Source organism: Salinivibrio sp. EAGSL (assembly GCF_013366455.1).
In the GTDB taxonomy this organism is placed as follows: Bacteria; Pseudomonadota; Gammaproteobacteria; order Enterobacterales; family Vibrionaceae; genus Salinivibrio; species Salinivibrio costicola.
Window position 1 is genome coordinate 123,238 of sequence record NZ_JABWMG010000009.1, and the last position, 23,094, is coordinate 146,331.

The 23,094-nt window shown below is 50.0% G+C and carries 21 protein-coding genes and 1 other annotated feature; of the genes, 5 read left to right on the top strand and 16 right to left on the bottom strand.

Features of this window, described 5'->3' with window-relative positions:
- Positions 1-3 precede the first annotated feature (3 nt).
- The 6 genes from hisG to HLG76_RS07695 all read right to left on the bottom strand — a co-directional run bounded on the left by hisG (position 4) and on the right by HLG76_RS07695 (position 4,234).
- The gene (hisG, locus tag HLG76_RS07670; RefSeq protein WP_077460410.1) at positions 4-900 is read right to left on the bottom strand and encodes an ATP phosphoribosyltransferase; all 897 of its coding nucleotides are present in this window, start codon (positions 898-900) and stop codon (positions 4-6) included.
- Between the two features lie 34 nt (positions 901-934).
- Positions 935-1,073: a sequence feature (His leader region), on the bottom strand.
- 242 nt (positions 1,074-1,315) lie between these two features.
- Positions 1,316-1,519 carry a hypothetical protein gene (locus HLG76_RS07675; RefSeq protein ID WP_021022348.1) on the bottom strand — a complete coding sequence of 68 codons (204 nt, stop codon included), beginning with the start codon at positions 1,517-1,519 and terminating at the stop codon, positions 1,316-1,318.
- A gap of 99 nt (positions 1,520-1,618) precedes the next feature.
- Positions 1,619-2,095 (bottom strand): YchJ family metal-binding protein, encoded by a 477-nt coding sequence (locus tag HLG76_RS07680; protein WP_077460411.1) that lies wholly within the window; start codon positions 2,093-2,095, stop codon positions 1,619-1,621.
- 29 nt (positions 2,096-2,124) lie between these two features.
- Positions 2,125-2,859 carry a UDP-2,3-diacylglucosamine diphosphatase gene (gene lpxH / locus HLG76_RS07685; RefSeq protein ID WP_175993398.1) on the bottom strand — a complete coding sequence of 245 codons (735 nt, stop codon included), beginning with the start codon at positions 2,857-2,859 and terminating at the stop codon, positions 2,125-2,127.
- A gap of 82 nt (positions 2,860-2,941) precedes the next feature.
- Positions 2,942-3,439 carry a peptidylprolyl isomerase gene (locus HLG76_RS07690; RefSeq protein WP_175993399.1) on the bottom strand — a complete coding sequence of 166 codons (498 nt, stop codon included), beginning with the start codon at positions 3,437-3,439 and terminating at the stop codon, positions 2,942-2,944.
- A gap of 216 nt (positions 3,440-3,655) precedes the next feature.
- Positions 3,656-4,234 (bottom strand): MarR family winged helix-turn-helix transcriptional regulator, encoded by a 579-nt coding sequence (locus tag HLG76_RS07695; RefSeq protein ID WP_175993400.1) that lies wholly within the window; start codon positions 4,232-4,234, stop codon positions 3,656-3,658.
- Positions 4,235-4,474: 240 nt separating this feature from the next.
- Between HLG76_RS07695 and cysS the strand changes: the two genes are divergently transcribed.
- Positions 4,475-5,869, top strand: a complete 1,395-nt coding sequence (gene cysS, locus HLG76_RS07700; RefSeq protein ID WP_175993401.1) for a cysteine--tRNA ligase — start codon at positions 4,475-4,477, stop codon at positions 5,867-5,869.
- Positions 5,870-6,002: 133 nt separating this feature from the next.
- Here cysS and HLG76_RS07705 read toward each other — a convergent pair whose 3' ends face one another.
- Both HLG76_RS07705 and HLG76_RS07710 read right to left on the bottom strand, forming a co-directional pair.
- Positions 6,003-6,851: an ion transporter gene (locus HLG76_RS07705; protein WP_077460414.1), complete on the bottom strand. Its 849-nt coding sequence runs from the start codon at positions 6,849-6,851 to the stop codon at positions 6,003-6,005.
- A 135-nt stretch (positions 6,852-6,986) separates the two neighbouring features.
- A complete protein-coding gene (locus HLG76_RS07710) occupies positions 6,987-7,625 on the bottom strand; it encodes a YchE family NAAT transporter (RefSeq protein WP_077460415.1) in 639 nt (212 codons plus the stop codon).
- A 642-nt stretch (positions 7,626-8,267) separates the two neighbouring features.
- Here HLG76_RS07710 and adhE point away from each other — a divergent pair.
- A complete protein-coding gene (adhE, locus tag HLG76_RS07715) occupies positions 8,268-11,015 on the top strand; it encodes a bifunctional acetaldehyde-CoA/alcohol dehydrogenase (RefSeq protein ID WP_274533578.1) in 2,748 nt (915 codons plus the stop codon).
- Positions 11,016-11,256: 241 nt separating this feature from the next.
- On the opposite strand, the gene HLG76_RS07720 is transcribed toward adhE, so the two are convergent.
- From HLG76_RS07720 to HLG76_RS07755, 8 genes are all read right to left on the bottom strand, one after another.
- Positions 11,257-11,904, bottom strand: coding sequence for an SDR family NAD(P)-dependent oxidoreductase (locus tag HLG76_RS07720; protein WP_175993402.1), 648 nt, complete (start codon positions 11,902-11,904; stop codon positions 11,257-11,259).
- Between the two features lie 259 nt (positions 11,905-12,163).
- The gene (locus tag HLG76_RS07725) at positions 12,164-12,676 is read right to left on the bottom strand and encodes a VC2046/SO_2500 family protein (RefSeq protein WP_175993403.1); all 513 of its coding nucleotides are present in this window, start codon (positions 12,674-12,676) and stop codon (positions 12,164-12,166) included.
- A 79-nt stretch (positions 12,677-12,755) separates the two neighbouring features.
- Positions 12,756-13,766, bottom strand: a complete 1,011-nt coding sequence (locus HLG76_RS07730) for an alpha-L-glutamate ligase-like protein (protein WP_175993404.1) — start codon at positions 13,764-13,766, stop codon at positions 12,756-12,758.
- On the bottom strand, positions 13,756-15,285 hold the full coding sequence (locus tag HLG76_RS07735) for an inactive transglutaminase family protein (RefSeq protein ID WP_175993405.1): 1,530 nt from the start codon (positions 15,283-15,285) through the stop codon (positions 13,756-13,758). The genes HLG76_RS07730 and HLG76_RS07735 overlap by 11 nt, the downstream gene beginning before the upstream one ends.
- Positions 15,286-15,356: 71 nt before the next feature.
- The gene (locus tag HLG76_RS07740) at positions 15,357-16,175 is read right to left on the bottom strand and encodes an ATP-dependent zinc protease (RefSeq protein ID WP_175993406.1); all 819 of its coding nucleotides are present in this window, start codon (positions 16,173-16,175) and stop codon (positions 15,357-15,359) included.
- 396 nt (positions 16,176-16,571) lie between these two features.
- A complete protein-coding gene (gene cmoB / locus HLG76_RS07745; RefSeq protein ID WP_077661269.1) occupies positions 16,572-17,543 on the bottom strand; it encodes a tRNA 5-methoxyuridine(34)/uridine 5-oxyacetic acid(34) synthase CmoB in 972 nt (323 codons plus the stop codon).
- 171 nt (positions 17,544-17,714) lie between these two features.
- Positions 17,715-18,443 carry a carboxy-S-adenosyl-L-methionine synthase CmoA gene (gene cmoA, locus HLG76_RS07750; protein ID WP_175993407.1) on the bottom strand — a complete coding sequence of 243 codons (729 nt, stop codon included), beginning with the start codon at positions 18,441-18,443 and terminating at the stop codon, positions 17,715-17,717.
- Positions 18,444-18,577: 134 nt separating this feature from the next.
- Positions 18,578-19,447: a DUF72 domain-containing protein gene (locus HLG76_RS07755; RefSeq protein ID WP_254877653.1), complete on the bottom strand. Its 870-nt coding sequence runs from the start codon at positions 19,445-19,447 to the stop codon at positions 18,578-18,580.
- A gap of 277 nt (positions 19,448-19,724) precedes the next feature.
- Between HLG76_RS07755 and aspS the strand changes: the two genes are divergently transcribed.
- The 3 genes from aspS to ruvC all read left to right on the top strand — a co-directional run bounded on the left by aspS (position 19,725) and on the right by ruvC (position 22,886).
- Positions 19,725-21,509, top strand: a complete 1,785-nt coding sequence (gene aspS / locus HLG76_RS07760) for an aspartate--tRNA ligase (protein ID WP_021022365.1) — start codon at positions 19,725-19,727, stop codon at positions 21,507-21,509.
- 108 nt (positions 21,510-21,617) lie between these two features.
- Positions 21,618-22,364 (top strand): YebC/PmpR family DNA-binding transcriptional regulator, encoded by a 747-nt coding sequence (locus HLG76_RS07765; RefSeq protein WP_077460427.1) that lies wholly within the window; start codon positions 21,618-21,620, stop codon positions 22,362-22,364.
- Positions 22,365-22,886 (top strand): crossover junction endodeoxyribonuclease RuvC, encoded by a 522-nt coding sequence (ruvC, locus tag HLG76_RS07770; RefSeq protein WP_021022886.1) that lies wholly within the window; start codon positions 22,365-22,367, stop codon positions 22,884-22,886.
- The last annotated feature ends 208 nt before the right edge of the window (positions 22,887-23,094 follow it).

Consider the following 23,094-nt stretch of genomic DNA (forward strand, 5'->3'; position numbering starts at 1 on the left):
GACTTACTCCATCATCTTTTCAATCGGCAGGACCAAGATTGAGCTTGCGCCCAATTGTTTGAGCTTTTCCATGGTTTCCCAGAACAGATTTTCGGTACTGACAAGGTGCACCGCCACACGGCTTTTTTCGTGTGCGAGCGGCAAAATGGTCGGGTCTTCGGCACCGGGGAGTAGCTCAACAATTTTTTCTAGCGCCTCGCTCGGCGCGTGAAGCATGATGTATTTCGACTCTTTGGCTTGAATCACGCCTTGCATGCGAGTGAGCAAGCGTTCAATTAATGCGGTTTTCTCTTCGCTGAAGCTGCCTTCACGCTGAATTAACACTGCCTTGGAGCGAAAAATGACTTCGGCTTCTTTCAAGCCGTTGGCCTCTAAGGTGGCGCCCGTTGAGACCAAATCACAAATCGCATCGGCGAGCCCCGCACGTGGCGCCACTTCCACGGAGCCATTGAGCATACAGGTGCTAAAGTTCACACCTTGTTTATCCATGTAGGCTTTAAGAATATTGGGATAGGTGGTCGCAATCCGTTGCTCAGCGAGATCTTGTGGGCCGTTGTAATTTTGGTCTTTATCGAGCGCAATGGAAAGACGACAGCCACCAAAGTCGAGGCGACGAAGCAGCTGATACTGGCTCGGCTCACCCAACTTGATGCGCTCAAGGCGAACCTCTTCTAATTCGTTCTCACCAATCACACCTAAGTCAACCACGCCGTCCATGATAAGGCCAGGGATATCATCATCACGAACCAGTAGCAGATCGATGGGCATGTTTTCGGCGTGGACCACCAAGCGCTCGCCGGTGTAGTTAATTTTAACCCCGCAACGTTTGAGCAGCTCTTGGCACTCTTTGGCGAGACGGCCCTTTTTTTGGATGGCGATACGTAAGCGTTGTGTTTGCATGTGTGCTTCCTTGTCTAAAAATGAAAAGCTAAAAAAGAAAAAACCCTCGGAAGACGATGCTCCCGAGGGTCTGAATCTGTTAGCTTGCTAATGACCGACGGAAGCGCTTTTTACTCGTCTTCCAGTCGAAACCATTCCTCCCGAAAGACTAGTCAGGATGATGGTGGTGATGCATGGTCATTAGTGCTGAAATCATTGTTGGTCGTCCATTATCTAACGAAAGTACGCTCTGTGATAAAAATAAGCTCTATACCAAAAAGCTTAACTGTTTATGACCATATCAAAATCCGTTTGGATTGCAACCAGTCAAAGCGCGTTTTTTTCACGTGTCTTTATGCCAGGTCGTGCTAAGTAATTGTCGCCATCGCCGTAAGCGTCGCTATCGCCATGAACAGCGAGAGCGTCGACACCGAGGCTAGACATAAATATCGAGTTCACCGTCTTTTTTAGGTGTTTTTTCCTCGTGCTCTTGGTGCGGTTGCTGAGCGTGATCATTGAGATCGTCTAGCCGCCGCTCTTTACGCGCATCAATGTGTTCCGATTTGCGGATCGCCCATACTTTCGTGGGCGGTGCATGCGGCGTGCGATACACAGGACTCAAATTGCCAAGCCAGTTCATGATGGGTCCTCCTTTGGTCTTACTATTAGTATCGACCACGAAGCACCAAACTTGATGATTTTTTAACCATAAGTTATTTAGAATGGCGAGGCTAGGGGGCTAGCAGCAACACTTTTTAAACTTACGCCCACTGCCACACGGGCAAGGGTCATTGCGGCCGGCTTTGACATGGCCGGGGAAAACACCATCGATATATCGCCATTGAGGCTGTCCATTGATTGTTTCTTGGATAAACCGAGACCGCTCATGCAAACACTGAGGCTCACCGTCGGCAATAAAGTGGGCTTTGAAGGTCACAAATCCAAGCTCACCGTGGTTTAATACCTCGCTATCTAGCACCTCAAGTGATTGCCACTGATGGTCGGTCATCATGGCAATATCATCCCGAAATGCCTCGGCGCCACATTCGCGGTGATAGGTCGCGACAATAAAGTCCACCAAGCCTTTCGGATGTGCGCTGTAGCGAGCACGCATCAATTGCTCAGGGTGGGCAGCGTTGGCCGGATGTTGATGAACGGGCGCGCAGCATTCGGCGTAGGGTTTGTTACTACAACAAGGGCATAAATCAGTCTGCATAAAGATCTCTTAACGATAGGCTGAAAGGCTTAGTGATGGATAAAGTCGCGAGTTTGTAAGTCACAGCCTTGCGGGCCACACACTAATACCGACCCGTGTTGGTACCAATCGCCTAACACGATGCGTTGGTAATCGTGTCCTTGATCACACCATTGATGGACATGGGGGCGATGGGTATGGCCGTGAATCATGTTAACCACTCCTGCGTTATCTAACTGGCGCTGCACTTCTTGTGGCGTCACATCCATGATGGTGGATGACTTTTGCTGATTGGCACTGGCACTGCCCGCGCGCATTTTGGCCGCGATACGACGACGCAACGCTAAGGGTAAGCATAAAAACACGTGTTGTAGCCAGCGCTGGTGGACTTTGCGACGAAATGCTTGGTAGTCGGCATCCGCCAAACATAGGGTATCGCCATGGAGAATCAAGGTCGGCGTACCATATAAATCAATGCATGTGTGCTCATCCAACAAGGTGATGCCTGTTTCACGGGCGAAACGCTTTCCGATTAAAAAATCACGATTGCCATTAATAAAGTACACAGGTACACCTTGCTGTGTGAGGGTCGCAAAGGCGGTTTTGATTTGCTGATGAAAGGGGCTGTGATCATCATCGCCAATCCAAGCCTCAAACAAATCTCCCAGCACATAGAGTGCATCAGCGTGGACCGCTTCCTCGGCCATAAATCGCAAAAAGCAATCAGTGATATCTTGCCGAGTAGGGCTGAGGTGTAAATCAGCAATAAAGAGGGTATGTGGCATGTATTGGCTTTTTATTGGTAAAACGAGCGGCTCACTCAAAAAGAAAGGGTAGCCTTAGCTACCCTTGGGCTATCGTGTCACGCTAGTCTTCGATAGTCACGCTATTGATTAATACTTCCTCAACAGGGACGTCTTGGTGTACATAACCCCAATTGCCGGTCGCAACGCCTTTGATCTTATTGACCACGTCCATGCCGTCGACGACTTCGGCAAACACACAGTAGCCCCAACCGTCTGGCGTCTTGGCTTTGTGATCCAGGAATAAGTTGTCATTCACGTTAATAAAGAATTGTGAACTGGCTGAATGCGGCTCCATGGTACGCGCCATGGATAAACGACCGGTAAGGTTACTTAAACCGTTATCCGCTTCGTTTTTGATCGGTGCGCGCGTTGACTTTTCTTCCATGCCAGAGGCCATGCCACCGCCTTGGACCATAAAGCCGTCAATCACGCGATGGAACAGGGTTCCGTTATAAAAGCCGTCACGGCAATATTGTAAAAAGTTCTCGACCGTGGTCGGTGCTTCGTCTGCATACATGCGGAGTTTGATATCACCGAACGTGGTATGAAGAGTTACCATGATGTAATCCTGTCATTGGCTTGGCTAAAAAGGATCACAGATTTTAGCCTAACGAGCCGGGTGATCAAGCATGATCGCCCTGGATGTGGAATTAATCATCGCTAAGTGACCCCAAAGTGCCGATTTGCAGGGGCGCTTTGTCTTTTTTATTCCCCGAGATCACTTTTATTTCTCAAGATCACTTTTATTTCTCAAGATCACTTTTATTCATCGAAATCATTCTGACGATATAGGTTCAACATGCCCGAGCAACTTTTTGAGTAAATCAGCTAAGTTGGCTTGCTCACTAGTGGTGAGTCCAGCCAGGAGCTGATGCAAGTTATTGGTGTGATCGGTCACCGCCTTATCGATCAAATCCAGCCCTGCGTCGGTGAGTGAGACATAGACCCCACGGCGATCGTTGGGATCGGGGCTGCGTGCCACCAAGCCTTTGTGCTCCAACCGATCAATACGGTTAGTCATGGCGCCGGAGGTGAGCATCAAAGCATCCAGCAGCTGATTTGGGGTTAACGTGTAGGGTTTGCCCGCACGCCGTAACGAGGCCAGCACATCGAATTCCCCTGGGTTTAGATTGTATTGGCCGAAAACATGCTGCAGTTTGGGATTAATGTGGCCGTTGATACGTGCCAACCGGCCTGTAATCGCCATGGGGCTCGGATCAATATCAGGGCGTTCGCGGTGCCACTGGCTCAGAATGAGATCAACCTTGTCAGTTTGTGATGGAGTAACACCTTGTTCTTGGCTTTTTGAAGCAGCCGTGGTTACTGGGTGTGTGCACGTTGAATTTTTTGTCATAATGGTTATCGATAAAGATTCTTTACCGAAAAATAAATGATCACCCCGACCCAACTCAAGCACCGATTGGTCGGTTTTGGTTCAAATCGTGCTTTTTCTCTTAACTTGTGAACTCGGTCGTCGCGCTTTATCGGGCCAGACACCGGGTCGATGCTTGCGTCACGCTAGCAGAAAAGGTGTAATAGCAGCTTCACTTTACTCATTGTCATTACTGTAACGAGTCATCTAATTATTATGTCGATGCAAACCCCCCCGTTAAAGATCTACAACTCACTGACGCGAGAAAAAGCCGTCTTTCAGCCTATCACGCCAGGAAAAATTGGTATGTATGTGTGTGGGGTGACGATTTACGATCTTTGTCATATCGGACATGGGCGCACCTTCGTTTCGTTTGACATGATTTCTCGTTACCTGCGTTATCTGGGCTTTGATCTGACCTTCGTGCGCAACATTACGGATATTGATGACAAGATCATCAAGCGTGCCGCTGAAAATGGCGAGACCTGCGATGCGTTAACAGAACGTTTGATTGGTGAAATGCACCAAGATTTTGATGCCTTAAACATGGTGCGTCCTGATATCGAGCCGCGTGCGACCGATTATATTGACGAAATCATTACCTTGGTAGAAACGCTGATTGCGCGTGGTTTTGCCTATGTGGCCGATAACGGCGATGTAATGTTTGAAGTCGCTAAGTTTGATGAATACGGTAAGTTGTCTAAACAAGACTTGGATCAGCTCCAAGCTGGTGCCCGTGTGGATATTGAAACTGCGAAACGCAGCCCGCTGGATTTTGTGGTGTGGAAAATGTCGAAACCCGGCGAGCCGACGTGGGAATCCCCTTGGGGCCCGGGCCGTCCAGGTTGGCACATTGAATGCTCAGCGATGAACTCAGCGCTTCTGGGTAAGCACTTTGATATTCATGGCGGCGGCTCAGACTTACAGTTCCCGCATCATGAAAACGAAATTGCTCAGTCGTGCTGTGCCCATGACACCCCGTATGTGAATACGTGGATGCACAGCGGCATGGTGATGGTCGATCGTGAGAAGATGTCTAAGTCACTTGGAAACTTCTTTACCATCCGTGACGTGCTGGTGCACTACGATGCAGAGACCGTGCGTTATTTCTTGCTGTCAGGCCATTATCGTAGCCAGCTTAATTACAGCGACGAAAATCTTAACCAAGCCCGCTCAGCATTAGAGCGCCTTTATACGGCATTGCGTGGTTTAGACACTCAGGCAACCCCGGCAGGTGGCGACCAATACGTGGCGCGTTTTGAAGCGGCAATGAATGACGACTTCAATACGCCAGAAGCCTATTCAGTGTTGTTTGATATGGCCCGTGAGATTAACCGCCTCCGTGCTGACGATATGGCCACCGCGTCCGCACTGGGCGCGCAAATGCGCAAATTGGCGTCTATTCTTGGTTTGCTCGAGCAAGACGCCGATAACTTCTTGCAAGGTGATGCTGGCGCTGATGATGAAGCTGCTGACATTGAAGCCTTAATTCAAACACGTAATGATGCCCGTAAAGCCAAAGACTTCGCAGCAGCCGATGCGGCGCGCGATGCACTGACCGCGATGGGTATTGTGTTGGAAGATGGCCCACAAGGCACCACCTGGCGCCGTAAGTAAGCAGATAAAGCGCCATCCGGCCGAGGATAATAGCAATTTAATGAAAACGGAGCCAAATAAGGCTCCGTTTTTTATTGTCGGTGTGATAATCGTGTGACACAGAAGGTCAAATGCGTGAAGGCACCGGCCTGGATTACCGTCCAGGCTTTACTTCACGCTTATCGGGCTCAGGCAGTTCACTACCACAATGTTTACAAAAGTCCGCATCAGACTCGTGCCCCCCTTTCGAACAGTTTGGGCATTTGACTAACTGGCGATGCAGTGTCATTTGTTGGCCTATTTCAGCAGTAATGATCCCGGTGGGGACAGCGATAATGGAATAGCCCATCAGCATAGTGAAAGAGGCCAGTGTCTTACCAATATCCGTTTGAGGGACCAAGTCGCCATATCCGACAGTGGTAAGCGTTACTATCGCCCAATAAATGGCATAAGGAATACTGGTGAAACCATTCTCTGGTCCTTCTATCACATACATTAGAGCGCCGAATACTGTGACCAGAATCATGACCGTGGAAAAGAAAATCATCACCTTGCGTGATGACATGATCATCGAACGCATCAGAATATTGGAGTCTTCCAAAAAGCGCATGAGTCTCAGTATACGGAAAATACGTAATACACGGAGCAGACGCACCACCATCATATAAGTCGTGCCCGGAACAAATACGGCGATGTAAGTGGGGAGAATAGCAAGCAGGTCCACGACGCCATAAAAACTACGTGCATAGGCGGATGGGCGTGGGGAGCAATAGAGACGTAGCAAATACTCAATGGTAAAAATGCCAGTAAATCCCCACTCAATCCAATATAGCCATTGTGACCAGCGGGCGTGGACACTTGCGATCGACTCCAGCATCAATGCCACCATTGATGCCAAAATCATGACGATCAATGCCAGATCAAACACCTTACCGTGCTTGGTTTCCGTACCAAAAATTGTGGTATATAAGTAATGCTGCAATCGGCTTTGTGGTTTGTTCATGGGCTTTCCTTGCTCGAAAAACATGATGATTGAGCTGAAAAACCGACACTGCAACACATAACATGGCTACAAAGCTCAACGTGCCGGTTTTTGATATTTGTTTGCCGTGTAGCCTAAGGCCAATCTGCGACAGGGTCAGTTAAGGCCTGGAAACAAAGCCCGCATGCCAGAGGCAATAAACTCGATCCCGAGAGAGCCGAGAATCAGACCCATGATTCGAGTGATCACGTTAATACCGGTTTGTCCCAAGAATTTTACCACCGCAGGTCCCACTTTAAATAAGCCCCAAATGCCGGCGGCGAAGATCACCAAGGTTGAAATAAGCGTGACCGTACTCCATGTATCAGGGTATTGGGAGCCGTAAACAATGGTCGAACTGATCGCGCCGGGGCCCGCAAGCAACGGCATGGCAAGCGGCACCACGCCCACTTGCTCACGACTGATGGTTTCTGACTGCTCCTGCTTGTTTTGTTTACCTTCTCCTAACTTACCGTTCATCATCGTAAAAGCGATACTGAGCAGTAGCATGCCACCGGCGACACGGAAAGAGTCTAAAGAAATACTGAACAAGTCGAGCAACATCTGACCGGCAAGCAAGGACACAATCAAGATAATCGCCACCGCGATGGCTGCGGTATACGCAGTGCGGTTTCGCTCTTGCTTATCAAGATGCACGGTAAGGGTCACAAAAACGGGCATGATACCGATAGGGTTCACGGCGGCAAAAAGCCCGACAAAAAACTGTACAAAAATCATGGTGTCAAAAACGGCCATGGCGAATCTCGTGATGCTGTGAGGAAGTCCAGTTTCTCTCGGGTTAAAAGGTGGGGCCAGTATAGCGACCTCAGCTTAAAAACCAACCGCTTAACCTTGCATTTTCTGCAAGTCTTGATTGCGGTTTTAGTGAAGTCATGGGAGGGAGCAAAAAAGTCCCCAAATGAGTGAGCAAGATTGTTAGCGCAGACTATACTGAGCCACTAAACGGTTTTTACTCACTAGAGGAAAAAGAGTCACATTGGTGGGCTTAGAAGAATAAAAGAAACAGCTTTATGGTAGACACTCACTTTTTGTTGAAAAAATAATACAAAATCACCGCTTTTGTTGGCCTCGCATGTAAAGGTCGTGTTACTTTGGTGAAAATATTGGACACGTAGCCTATGTGCTACATGATGAATAAACCCAATGTTCATAGGGGTTAAGCAATAAATTCGTTGTGATTGATTTGATAACAAATGATCGAGATCAAGTTGCTATCGCTGTGAAAACTTATACTCAGTTTTGAAAGTTATTTACTAAATGCGATGCCGTTAGGGTGAAGAAATCTCGGTTAGAGGGGTCAAACGCCAGGCAGCCATCAAAAACCCAACCAAGCGGGTACGCTGGTGGTCGCAAGCAGTTACTAAATGATTTTCAAATATGAACCAGGAGACAACTATGCCTGTTACTAATATTGCCGAACTCAACGCGATGGTTGAGCGTGTCAAAAAGGCACAACAAGAATTTGCTACCTATTCACAGGAGCAAGTAGACAAGATCTTCCGTGCTGCATCTCTGGCGGCAAACAACGCGCGTATCCCGCTGGCTAAACAAGCCGTCGAAGAGTCAGGCATGGGTATCCTCGAAGACAAGGTTATCAAAAACCACTTCGCGTCTGAGTTCATCTACAACAAATACAAAGACGATAAAACCTGCGGCATTTTGGAAGAGAATGACGAATTCGGCACCATGACCATTGCCGAACCAGTGGGTCTTATCTGCGGTATCGTTCCAACCACGAACCCAACGTCGACAGCGATCTTCAAATCTCTGATCTCACTGAAAACCCGTAACGGCATCATCTTCTCGCCACACCCACGTGCGAAAAACTCCACCAATGATGCCGCAAAACTGGTTCTCGACGCCGCGGTTGCCGCTGGTGCGCCTAAAGACATTATTGGCTGGATTGATCAACCGTCTGTTGAGCTTTCTAACGCACTGATGAAGCACGATGACATCAACCTGATTCTGGCCACGGGTGGCCCAGGCATGGTGAAAGCGGCTTACTCATCTGGTAAACCAGCTATCGGCGTGGGTGCGGGTAACGTACCTGTCGTGATTGACGAGACTGCAGACATTAAGCGTGCTGTAGCTTCTGTACTCATGTCTAAAACCTTCGATAACGGCGTGGTATGTGCGTCAGAGCAAGCGGTTATCGTGATGGACGAAGTGTATGACGAAGTCAAAGAACGTTTCGCTTCTCACAAAGGCCATGTATTGAGTAAAACCGACGCCGACAAAGTGCGTAAAGTGTTGCTCATTAACGGCAACCTGAACGCAGATATCGTCGGTCAATCAGCAACAAAAATTGCCGATATGGCAGGCGTAAGCGTCCCATCAGACACAAAAATTCTGATTGGTGAAGGCCTGGAAATCAGCATTGAAGAAGAATTTGCACACGAGAAACTCTCACCAACCCTGGGTATGTTCCGTGCCAAAAACTTCGAGCACGCCGTCGACATGGCTTGCAAAATGGTAGAAATGGGCGGTATCGGTCATACATCAGGCCTGTATACCAACCAAGACGTCAACCAAGACCGCATTAAGTATTTCGGTGACCGCCTGAAAACAGCACGTATTCTGGTGAACATTCCAACGACGCACGGTGGTATCGGTGATTTGTACAACTTTAACGTTGCACCGTCACTCACACTGGGTTGTGGCTCATGGGGTGGTAACTCAATTTCTGAGAACGTTGGGCCTAAACACCTGATGAACAAGAAAACTGTTGCGAAGCGAGCTGAGAATATGCTGTGGCACAAACTACCAAAATCTATCTACTTCCGTCGCGGCAGCTTGCCAATCGCACTGGGTGATTTAGAAGACAAGAAACGTGCGATGATCGTGACTGACCGCTTCCTGTTTAACAACGGTTATTCAGAGCAAATAGAGTCACTGCTTAAAGCGCAAGGCATGGATGTAAACACTTTCTTCGAAGTGGAAGCGGATCCAACGCTAAGCGTGGTACGCAAAGGTGCTGAAGCGATGCAAAGCTTCCAGCCTGACGTGATTATCGCTCTTGGTGGTGGTTCACCGATGGACGCAGCGAAAATTATGTGGGTGATGTACGAGCATCCAGAAACCGCGTTCGAAGAACTCGCAATGCGCTTTATGGATATCCGTAAACGTATCTACAAATTCCCGAAAATGGGTAAAAAAGCCGAATTGGTTTGTGTCACAACCACTTCAGGTACTGGTTCAGAAGTCACGCCGTTTGCGGTTGTGACTGACGACGAAACTGGTGCTAAATACCCATTGGCTGACTACGAGCTGACACCACAAATGGCGATTGTTGATGCCAACCTGGTGATGAACATGCCGAAGTCGCTGACAGCCTTTGGTGGTTACGATGCGATTACTCACGCGATGGAAGCTTACGTGTCTATCCTGTCAAATGAGTACTCGGAAGGGCAAGCGTTGCAAGCACTGAAACTGCTGAAAGACTATCTGCCAGCAAGCTATACGCACGGTGCTAACGACCCAATCGCACGTGAAAAAGTGCACAATGGTGCCACCATTGCCGGTGTCGCGTTTGCCAACGCCTTCTTGGGTGTGTGTCACTCCATGGCGCATAAACTCGGTGCTGAGTTCCACCTGCCGCATGGCCTGGCGAACGCATTATTGATTTCAAACGTGGTACGTTTTAACGCCAATGACAACCCAACCAAGCAAACGGCATTCTCGCAGTACGACCGCCCACAAGCACGTCGTCGCTATGCAGAAATCGCTGACCACTTGGGTCTGGCTCAAACCGGTGACCGTACCGCACAGAAAATTGAGCGTTTGTTAACCTGGCTTGAAGACATGAAGCTGAAACTAGACATCCCAACCTCTATCCAAGCGGCGGGTGTACCAGAAGCAGACTTCATGGCCAAACTGGACGAGCTGGCGGAAGAAGCGTTTGATGACCAATGTACCGGTGCAAACCCACGCTACCCACTCATCAAAGAGCTGAAAGAAGTGTTGGTTGCGTCTTACTATGGCAAGCCTTACGTTGAAGGTGAAACCTTTGAAGGCACCACGGTTATCAAAAAAAGAGATGACCAACCCGCTGCAGCGCCGACCAAAGCGGCTAAAGCTGACGCAAAAGCGAAAGCTGAGCAAAAGGACCAAAAAGCAGACGCCTAATGTAACCTAGGCAACCGCTTAACGAAAAAGACCCGCCACCGGCGGGTCTTTTTGATTTTATCCGTGGCGACGATGACACTAGAATACGGAGCGCTTCGCTTACGGAATACGGGAAAAGACGCTTCGTTTCTAGAGACTAGAGACTAGAGACTAGAGACTAGAGAAAGCAGCGTCGTGCTCGCATTGAGTTTTTTGCTCTTTCTGTACTCTGTATTCAGTCATCTGTATTCCTAGCTCCCTCTCACCCACTTGCCTCTAACAACCGGCCGTTGAAAGAATCATTCGAGACAATATACTCCGCGTTTCGGATTAAGTCATCGTCCAGCTCACCAGTGGCTCGGCGACGGTGACGTGGAACGATTCCTCCGACGCGAATCTTAAGCCCGGATAGCTCTTTGGCCCAGCGTTGGGTTAAGCCGCCAATCATCGCACTGGCAACGGTGTCAGGCGTTAGGTGAGCGCCGGCAACATTAATGATCACCCCGGGGCGACCACGTTGTTGCATACACTCTGCCGCGTGCTGAACCACAAGATAACACTGAGAGGTCGTATCGGTCAGCGTTCGCGGGGTATCGCACCAAGCCCCTTTGTCGAATAAACTAGGCAGCATGTCGCCCTGCCATTGGTTGATAAGCACATCTATGCCGCCAAAAAGTTGCGTCACTTGTGCAAATGCCTCATGCACAGATGCCGGTTGATCATCGGCCAAACAAATCGGTTGGACGCGTCCAGCATAGGGACGGCATTGATCGGCACTTAAGCGCAGTGCTGGCCATTCCGTATCGAGCAATGCGACGTCAGCACCGAGCGAGCAGAAATGCTCTGCCATTGCGCGTCCCGATGATGAGCCGCCGGCGGTAATAACGACCACTGCGTTATCGATCTTCATGGTCAATTCCTCAATATTATCAACTAACTAGCTATTTTCACCTTGCCCTTTATACGCAAGCTAATCACGTGGAAATGACAGCTTACTCACACCTTATTCAGGCGTGGGAAAGTAATACTGGACCATAATTACGCGGACTGCGAAAAAAAGGCTCAAAACGTCTGGTCGTCGGGCAGAAATATTGTCGGGAATTAAGAGACGATCACAATTTCGAGAAGGATCATCAAACACCATCAGGATCAACTTGCGATCTTCGCTGTTATGCACTTACACGCATTTTATCGAAGCAATGAGAGGTGGTTAGCTTTTCATACAAGGTGGCAGGGTTAAAAGCGGGGCGGTTTGGGGTTGCATCAGCTAAGTGACGACGCTCATGACCGGAAAGGTTGTGATAGACCGCTTCATCAAAACCGTGTGTGCCTTGGGGCGGATAATGCATAGCGGCCGGAGCAAGTTGAAAGCGCAAATTAGCGCTGGCTAAACCGCCACGGTGAAAGGCATCGGCTTGCGCGCTGGCGCGCTGATAATCTTCTTCATTGCTAGCCGCCAAAGGTTGCGGCTCGGCTAGCTGGAACTGCTGGCGCAATACCGCATCATTGCTGATAGGATTGTCGGTGAGGGTGAGCGGCGTTGACTCATTCGCGTCTCCTGAGAGCAGCGCCATCATCAACGCAAAGTCGGAACGACGTCCTTGCACCACCGCCTGATTGAGGTTACCCCCAAACTGGACGTCGCTAATCAGCTGCGCTTTGTCGATGGTATGGATAGTCACGGCCGTTACCCTAATTCATATCGTGATTGTGCGGATGTGTATAGGGTATCGGCCGCGTACGGTAAACTTTAGGGCTTTTTTATCCAGTTTGTGCCAGTTGGGGCGGCAATGGCTGCGTACTTTGTCCGGCAAAATGCTGCATCGAAAACGCCACACGGTCTTCCGGCATCAGCGGATAGCGCCGAGGCGGTAGAGATTCAATCAGCCGTAACCTTGGCAGCAACCCGCAGCCATTGGCGATTTGAATGGCCAGGCCGGGCCGTGCATTGAGCTCCAATACCATCGGGCCCTTCTCTTTATCTAGCACCATATCGGTGCCCATATAACCCAAGTCTGTCATTTCCCATGCGCTGGCTGCCAGCGTGAGCAATTGCTGCCAGTGAGGGACGTTGAGGGTATAAAGATCATGATCCGTATCGGGATGATGGGTGATGGGACGGTTAAATTGCACCGCCTTTAGCGCCTTACCGGTGGCCATATCTAGCCCGACGCCTACTGCCCCTTGGTGCAAATTGGCCTTGCCATCAGATGCTGAGGTCGACAGCCGCATCATCGCCATCACCGGATACCCTTGAAACACAATCACGCGAATATCAGGGACCCCTTCGTAGCTAAAGCCGGCGAAGCTATCATCGAACGCAATCAAGTTCTCGACCACCGCCACATCGGCTTTACCACCGAGCGAGAACAGACCCGCAAGGGTGTTAGTGATATGGCGTTCCACGTCATTATGGCTCACGGTCTTGCCAGAGGCTTTGGTATAGACACCTTGATGATTTTTCGTCACCACCAAAATGCCCTTACCGCCTGAGCCTTGCGCCGGTTTAATCACAAAACCGGGCCAATTTGCCACCATGTGATGAATACGTTTGACGTGCGCTTGGCTATCAATCACGCCGATCAACTCAGGGACGGTAGCGCCGGCTTGCTGGGCGATCAACTTGGTTTTAAGTTTGTCATCCACTAATGGATAAAGACGCCTATCGTTGTAACGACCAATGTAACGGATATTACGCTGGTTCATCCCCATAATGCCGGCGTGACTCAGGCGAAAGGGAGAGGCGAACCTTGAAAAGAATTTAATCATCACGACCGCTCCCATTCTGATGTGCTAACGGGCGAAACCGCTTCAACTCCGACAAGCGGTAGCCGGTGTAATTACCCAGCATTAATATCAATGCCAAGATCACCAGCTGCAAGCCAATAAAGTTAAAGGTCAGATGCCGGACCAACTCATTGGTCATCGCCAAATACACCAACACCGCAGTGACGAGTGAGCCACCGCCTTGAATCACCACTTCTTTTGCGCCTTCCTCTTCCCATAAAATCGACATCCGCTCGATGGTCCATGACAGAATAATCATTGGGAAGAAGGTGATGGTTAGCCCTTCCATTAAGCCGATACGGAACGCGATCACGCTAAATACCGAAATAATTAAAATGACCGTGATAATCACCGCGGAAATTCGCGCCACCAGCAGCAAATTAAGCCGCGAGAGATAGCTTCTTATCACCAGCCCAGTGCCGACGATCAACACAAAGCCAACAATCCCAGTGAGTAATTGGGTTTGCACAAAGGCGACCGCAGTCAGCACTGGCATAAAGGTCCCTGAAGTCTTTAACCCCACGATCACGCGCAAGAACACCACAATTAGCGCGCCAATCGGGATCAGCATAATGGTTTTAAACATCGCCTGCTCTTCAATGGGCAAGCTATGAATAGAAAAGTTAAGTAGGTTATCGGCGGAAACCTTCGCTGAAGTGGCCTGTTGTGGGCTGATATCTTGGGAGATAATTGAAAAATGTACCTGGCTATGTTCACCGCCCATCACTTCTAACAATGGTCCGCCGTGCTGGTTCCAGAGCAGGACATTACTGTGATGGCCATTTTGCCCAGTGGTTAAATCAAACAAGTGCCAGCGTGTGTCTTGCCACACTTGTAGCATGGGAGAAATGGTTTGGCGACGTCGCCCATCTTCAAGCTCCAAGCCACCGACCACGCGCGCATGCACACCTTCCAGTGCTAAGGTTTTTCGTAGGGCGTCGGGTTTGTCGAGGGTATTGAGTAACAAAGCCGCGTTTTGACTATCTGGGCTATTAAATTGTTTGATGAGCTCACGGGTCAACGTAATGTTGTCCGCCGAGCGCGCCCGTGCACGATCCAACAGTGCTAACGCCGCATTTTTGGCAGCATTATCCATCACAGGAAGCGTCACCGGCTCTTCATCAGGTGGGGCCATGGTATAGCGCGCACTGTCGTCGACTAACATTTGGTTTTTAAAATAAAGGGTTTGCTCACCGTTGGCTTGGCGCGTCGACCACTGTGCTTGGCGGCCATGTTCAGTGTTAAGCAATGAAAAACCATAGCCTGCCGAGGAGGTGCTCTCATCGATAAGCGTAAGCCCAGGTTGGCTATCTGGTGCAGCAAGGCTAACTTTTACTGGGCCATCGTCGGCATCAAAGTTAATTCTGGCCTCAATTTGCCAGACTTGGCGGGTGTCATCCGCTTGCCAAGGCACCCCATAGCCTAGGTGACGATAGGCACTGAGTGCGATACCGGCCAAAATTAAAAAGCCGATCAAAAAGTAAAAAGGAACCCGTGAAACCATGTCGATTACCTATTTTCGTAGAGCCTATTTTCGTAGAGCCTATTTTCGAAGAGCCTAGCTTTTCGTAAAGCCTATTCTTGTAGAGCCGATTCTTTAGACGCTGATGGCGGCTGACGATCATCATCACTAGGCTCCGGGGGAGTGTCCGGCTGATATTGCGGATGAATGTGTACTTGGCTGACATCTACCACGGCTAAATCTTTAAAAAACGAGCGGCCCAACAATACGGGGTATTCCATATTGGTGCGATCCGCGAGGGTAAATTCGGTTTTTTCGTGAATGTTACCCACCCGGATCCACGCTTCCACCACGGGGCGGCGGTCAGTTTTATCGGTCGATGATTGTCGTATGAGAACCCAGCGCTTTACGGGCATTTCCATAAATACTGGCTGGTCATTGTTTTCACTATGATTGACATTAAACTTGACCCAGGTATCACCATCGCGCTCAAATTCTTGAATATCTACCGCATTGAGCGACGAGGTTGCCGCGCCGGTATCTACGCGCGACTGGAAGGTGCTTTTGACTTCATCAAACCAAACCCACTCACGTCCGCCGAGGACCACTTTGTCGTTATTCACGGGCACCCGGACCACTTTTTCTTGGATTTTAACTTCCGGTTTTGGGTTAGCGAAATTGGCATACATTTTTGCCTGAGTCCGCTGCATGACGTTTAATTTATCAGCCAGTTGACGCATCTCGTCGGTCAATACGATCAGGGTCTTGTCATGCGCTTTTAATTGGTCCTGTGTGGCCGTTTGTTGCTCATGCACATGGGTGGCGGTGGAATGAATGGTATTTAGCGTTTCTTTGTGCTGGTGCTGTGAAGTCAAGGTACAGCCAGAAACGATAACGAGCAAACCACCAATCAATGTGTAGCGATAAACCATGTAAAACCCTCGGCGCTGGAAAGATAATTCTCGTATATGCTTGAAATATAGCTTGTCGATGACTTAGTCGCGAAGCCGATTTTATTTCATCAGTCGGTTTATGTTGCTTAGCCTGACAGGAAGGATGAAACGACAAGCCGTGGACGCAGATTCTAAAGGATGCGACCAAGATGGATAGAGGGATTCTGTCAAATGTTAGTCAGAATTGACTAAACGTTGATTATATCAACGCTATCGGTGAAAAATTGCCCGAAAACAGGCAGTCGCGCCTTGTGCATAAAGTGAACAACAATAAAAGGGCGCAGATCGCGACATCAGCGTCAGCATTGCGTGTGCTCTAGGTCAAATTAACTACACTAGGTAACATTAACCACAGCACACGCCGCCTGGCGCGATTTAATCAGGATTGCGCGCCACTAAAATTGCGCGTTTAGGCGCCGGATACCCTTCGATGGTTTGCGTCGGGTCATCTGGGTTTAGATACTCTGGCAACGAGTTATGGGTCATCCACGCTGTGCTGCGCTGCTCATCGGTGGTGGTAACACATTCATCGACAATACGGACATCGACAAATCCGACTTTTTCCAACCACACTTTGAGCGCACGCGCCGAAGGGAAAAAGTAGACATTGCGCATTTGTGCATAGCGGCCTGATGGCACCAATACAGCGTTTTCATCGCCATCAATCACCAAGGTTTCCAGTATCAGCTCACCGTCTTTCCCCAACTGATCTTTGAGTTGCATTAGATGATCGAGCGGCGAGCGACGGTGGTAAAGCACGCCCATGCTAAACACGGTATCAAATGCACGCAGGGCAGGGAGTTTTTCGATTCCTAAGGGCAGCAGATGCGCGCGTTGATCATTGCCCATTAAACGACGAATGGCGTCGAACTGCATTAAGAAGAGCTCAGAGGGATCAATACCCACGGTCAGAGCCGCCCCTTCACCCAACATCCGCCACATGTGGTAGCCATTGCCGCAACCGACATCGAGCACATAGCGCCCTTTCAGCGGAGAGATATGGGGAAGCACCCGATCCCACTTCCAATCCGAACGCCACTCGGTGTCGATATCCATACCGTGAACCTGATAAGGCCCTTTGCGCCATGGGTGAAAGCTACGGAGCAGATTTTCTAACTTTTTACGCTCACCGGCAGGCAAGCTGGTGGCATCGCCAATCTGCACCCTATCTTTTAGCTCCACCTGCTCGGGCGCATCGGTCGGGATTTTATTCAGCACTTTTATCCACTTTGGCATATCGCCATGGGGCTGGGTTTGCCACTCCGCCAATTGCGCCGGCAGAACTTCTAACCAATGAGAGAGACGGTTTTTGGCGATCAGTTGATAAAAATCGGAAAAATCAAACATCAGATTACTCGTACTTAATGGCGTATTTCGCTGAATCAAAGGGTTGACTGGATCAAGGGTGTAACGCGATCAATGGTGTAAATAGATTAATGGTGTAACTGGATCAATGATGTAAATAGATCAATAGCGTACCGGGATGACGGGACGCATCGCTTTATGTCATCGCTTATCTTATTTAATCGCGAACATCGACCCAAAGTTAAAACATTGAAACCACATGGCGACACTGCTAAAACCAATCTCGCTCAATCGCGTTTTATGGGTATCAATGCTATCTGGACGCATCACGTTTTCTAGCGCACTGCGTTTTTGACTGATCTCAAGCTCGCTGTAGCCATTGGCGCGTTTAAAGTCATGGTGCAAGTCAATCAGCAGTTCATTGGCGGTTTCGTCTTCAAAGCAATACTTCTCCGACAAAATCAGGATCCCGCCCGGTTTTAATCCCTGATAGATGCGGGTGAGTAGCGCTTGGCGATCGTCCGGGCTTAAAAATTGTAGGGTAAAATTAAGCACCACCATGGAGGCATTAGTAATCGTCACATCGCGAATATCAGCCTCACGCACCTCAACATCGGCAGCGCCGCGATAGGCATTCACATGCAAACGGCAACGCTCCACCATCGCTTGTGAATTATCAACCGCGATGATGGTACAGCTATCATGAGGAATATGGCGGCGCATCGACAGGGTGGCGGCGCCCAACGAGCAGCCAAGATCATAAACATGGCTATCTGGTGTCGCAAAGCGTTTCGCTAACATACCAATCGCCGAGATAATATTGCTGTATCCAGGCACCGAGCGCTGGATCATATCTGGAAACACCTCGGCGACATTCTCATCGAAGGTAAAGTCGCCCATCTTCTCAATCGGCGCCGCGAAAATTTTATCCTGATTAGCCATATAAGCCCCTACAAATCAGCCCAGCTGGCCAGTGTGAGCACCTGACGCCAGCAAACCCTATCGCAAAAGCGGCGTATTGTAGTGAATTTTTCAGCGCCTGTCTGCACGGTGAGCGTGCACCTTGCTTGGATACACTAAAACAGTGCCCCTTGCTGACTTTGCGCGGTGCGGGTGACTGAAGCCAGTGGCGTTGATAAATCAAGACGTTGATACAAGTGTGCCGCGAGCGCCGGGGCCTGGTCGTTATCCGAGGTATGAATCATTAAATAGGGCGTTTTGCCCGCGGCTATCCATTGAGATAAACGTGGGATCCATGGTTCAAAAAATGCGCTATTGTTTGCCAGCTCAGGATGACCAATAAACCGCACCATAGGCGCATCGCTGGTGGCAATCGCATGCACGGGGACACGCGGCTTTTTCTTTTGTGCATCAATCACCGCTGGCGTGTCCGGTTTCGCCGCGAACACAGGACGACTGTCCATGATCACTCGGTTGGCATGATGGGCGATCAATAGTCGATTCAACGCCTTCTCTGCCTCTCCTTTGGCAAAAAAAGCCGGGTGCCGTACTTCCACGCCGATAAAGATATCCGCCGGTAAGCTTTGCAAAAAGGCGGCCAGATCCGGCAAGCCTTCAGGACCAAAGCGGGCCGGCAGCTGAATGGTCCACTGGCCAATTTTATTATGGAGAGGCGCCATCAAATGAATAAAATCCCGCGTTAAATCTTGCGCATGGCGCAACTGGCATTGATGGGTAATGGTTTTGGGAAACTTAAAAGTAAATTGGAAAGTGTCTGACGTCGCGGCCGCCCAATTCGCCACCGTCTGTGGCGACGGCGACGCGTAAAAGGTGGTATTGCCCTCAACCGTATTGAATACCTCTGCGTAGCGGGCTAAACGCTCACCCGAACGGGTACCTGGAGGATAAAAATGGTGCTGCCAACTGGGATGAGACCACTGGGTCAAACCAAGGCGCAACGGCGGATCGAACAGTTGATGTAGCATCAGAGACATGGCGTCGTTATGATCGGTCGATACATGTTGTGGTAGCCTAATCGCAACCGGGAAAAAAAACCATATGAAGGATAAACAGAATAAAAACACGCGATCGCTTTACCAAGAGCGGGGCTTTTCCTTTATAATGGCAGGTCTTTGACAGTAACGGCAGTCGCGGGGGCGTACCGTCAGGTACGACAAAGACTGTTGTCTAATTTCCCTCAGAATTGACAGGCTTGTGCCCAAGGGGGCAAGCAGAATTATCAGAACAGATCAGGAATAGTCTATGCGCACCCAATATTGTGGTCACCTGAATAAAGCCCATGTCGGGCAAGAAGTAAGTCTTTGTGGTTGGGTTAATCGTCGTCGTGATTTGGGCGGCTTGATTTTTATCGACATGCGTGACCGTGAAGGTCTGGTGCAAGTTGTGATTGATCCTGATATGGGTGATGTTTACGAACATGCCAATAAACTGCGTAACGAATTCTGTGTTGCCATTCGTGGTGAAGTCCGTGCACGTCCAGACAGCCAAATCAACCGTGATATGGCCACCGGCGAAGTCGAAGTGGTGGCGAAAGGGTTGGAGATTATCAACCGCAGCGCACCGATGCCGATTGACTTTAACCAGTTTATCTCTGAAGAGCAGCGTCTTAAGTACCGCTACCTCGACTTGCGTCGTCCAGAGATGAGCGATCGCATTAAACTGCGTGCCAAGGCCACCAGCTTTGTCCGTCGTTTCCTGGATGAGAACGACTTTTTAGATATCGAAACCCCGGTACTGACCAAAGCAACCCCGGAAGGTGCACGCGATTACTTGGTGCCAAGCCGCGTTCACAAAGGCAGCTTTTATGCCTTGCCACAATCGCCACAGCTGTTTAAACAGCTACTGATGATGTCCGGCTTCGATCGCTATTACCAAATCGTGAAGTGCTTCCGAGATGAAGACTTGCGCGCGGATCGCCAACCAGAATTTACCCAAATCGATATCGAAACCTCGTTCATGAGCGCTGAACAAGTACGTGACGTGACCGAGCAAATGATCCGCGAAATGTGGCAGTCGCTACTCAACGTTGATTTGGGTACCTTCCCCATCATGAAATATGAAGAAGCGATGCGTCGGTTTGGCTCTGATAAGCCAGACTTGCGTAACCCGCTTGAAATCGTCGATGTGGCCGACATTGTCAAAGACGTTGAATTTAAAGTCTTCTCTGGTCCAGCGAACGATGAAAAAGGCCGTGTGGCAGTCATCCGCGTGCCAGGTGGCGCCAGCTTATCTCGCAAACAAATTGATGAGTACACCCATTTTGTTAGCATTTACGGCGCCAAAGGCTTGGCATGGATGAAGGTCAACGATCGCGACGCCGGCTTTGACGGTATTCAATCGCCCGTCGCCAAGTTCCTTAACGCGGATGTCGTGGAGAGCATTCTGTCACGCACTGACGCGCAAAGCGGGGACATTATCTTATTCGGCGCCGACAAAAAATCGGTAGTCACCGAAGCGCTGGGCGCATTGCGCGTCAAGCTAGGCTTGGATCTTGAACTGACCGACACCCAAGCTTGGACCCCGCTGTGGGTAGTGGACTTCCCGATGTTTGAGGAAGATGACGAAGGTAACCTGCACGCCATGCACCACCCATTTACAGCGCCAACTGACGTCACGCCAGAGCAGTTAAAAGCCAATCCGGCCGCGGCGAACTCCAATGCCTACGACATGGTGATTAATGGCTATGAAGTCGGCGGTGGCTCGGTGCGTATTCATAACCCAGAAATGCAAGCAGCCGTCTTTGAGACCCTAGGTATTGATGAACAAGAGCAGCGCAAGAAGTTCGGTTTCTTGCTCGACGCGCTAAAATACGGCACCCCTCCACACGCAGGTTTGGCATTTGGTATGGACCGTTTGGTGATGCTGCTGTCTGGCACTGAGAACATTCGTGACGTCATTGCGTTCCCGAAAACCACAGCCGCAGCGTGCTTGATGACGGATGCGCCAAGTATTGCCAATGACGCCGCGCTTGAAGAGCTAGCGCTCAGCATTACCGTGGCAGCCGAGCAAAACGAACAAAGCGAATAACGTTACCTTAACGTCATTTCATCAACGCGCCTCAGACTGAAAAGCCAAGGCGCGTTTTTTCTGATTACTCCTTTCACGTGAGGGGAGCGCAAAAAACGGAGAATCGATATGGCAGGTCACAGTAAGTGGTCGAATATTAAACACCGTAAAGCCGCTCAAGACGCGAAGCGCGGTAAGATTTTCACCAAACTGATTCGAGAGTTAGTGGTTGCCACCAAAGAAGGTGGTCCCGAAGCAGAAACCAATCCACGCTTGCGTGCGGCGGTCGATAAAGCGCTATCTAACAATATGACACGCGACACCATCAACCGAGCGATCACACGCGGAGCTGGCGGTGATGGCGACGACAACATGGAAACCGTGATTTACGAAGGGTATGGCCCAGCGGGCACCGCGGTGATGGTGGAATGTATGACCGACAACCGCAATCGTACCGTGTCAGGTGTTCGTCACGCATTTTCCAAATCTGGCGGTAACCTAGGCACTGACGGCTCGGTCAGTTTCCTATTTGATAAAAAAGGCGTTGTGACCTATGCGTCTGGCCTGGAAGAAGATGACGTCATGGAAGCGGCACTCGAAGGCGGGGCAGAAGACGTGGTCACCTATGACGACGGCTCAATCGATGTCTACACCACCCCTAATGATTTTGGTACCGTCAAAGATGCCCTCGACAAAGCCGGGTTTGAAGCGGAACGCGCCGAAGTGACTCAGGTGCCATCGACCAAAGCCGAGTTAGATGCAGATACCGCACCGAAGTTACTGCGTCTTATCGATACGTTAGAAGACCTTGACGATGTGCAAGAGGTCTATCATAACGGGGATATCTCGGATGAAGTGGCAGCGAGTTTAAGCTAAATGACCATTATACTGGGGATTGACCCAGGTTCGCGGATCACCGGTTATGGGGTGATCCGCCAACAGGGGCGGCATCTTGAATACCTCGGTAGCGGGTGTATTCGGACAGAAACCGACGACTTACCTGGTCGCTTGAAGCATATCTACGCAGGGGTGAGCGAAGTGATCACCCAATTTCAGCCGGACAACTTTGCCATCGAACAAGTCTTTATGGCCCGTAATGCCGATTCGGCGCTTAAATTGGGCCAAGCACGGGGCAGTGCCATCGTTGCGGCGGTGAATGCCGATCTACCGGTATCAGAATACGCAGCAAGGCTTATCAAGCAAGCAGTCGTCGGCAAAGGTAGCGCGGATAAAAAGCAAGTGCAGCATATGGTCACCCACATGTTGAAACTCAGCGCTACCCCCCAAGCCGATGCCGCCGATGCCCTGGCCGTGGCGATTTGTCATGCCCACACCAACCACACCCTGATCGCCATGGCCGGCAAAGCCAACGCCGCCCGCCGCGGCCGATATCGGTAAAGCGCTTTTTACTCTTTACTCGTTCCCACGCTCCTGCGTGGGAATGCATACAATGACAAAATTTATACATCGATGGTGCCATTGGCGTCGATGACACAAGCCCCGGTAAGAGGTCAACAATGATGCGCTATGCCAACGGGCGCCAGTTGCACTGCGCCTGTCACGATCGGTGCCAAATTTACCACCAATGTCGGATGGCGCGCGGCCG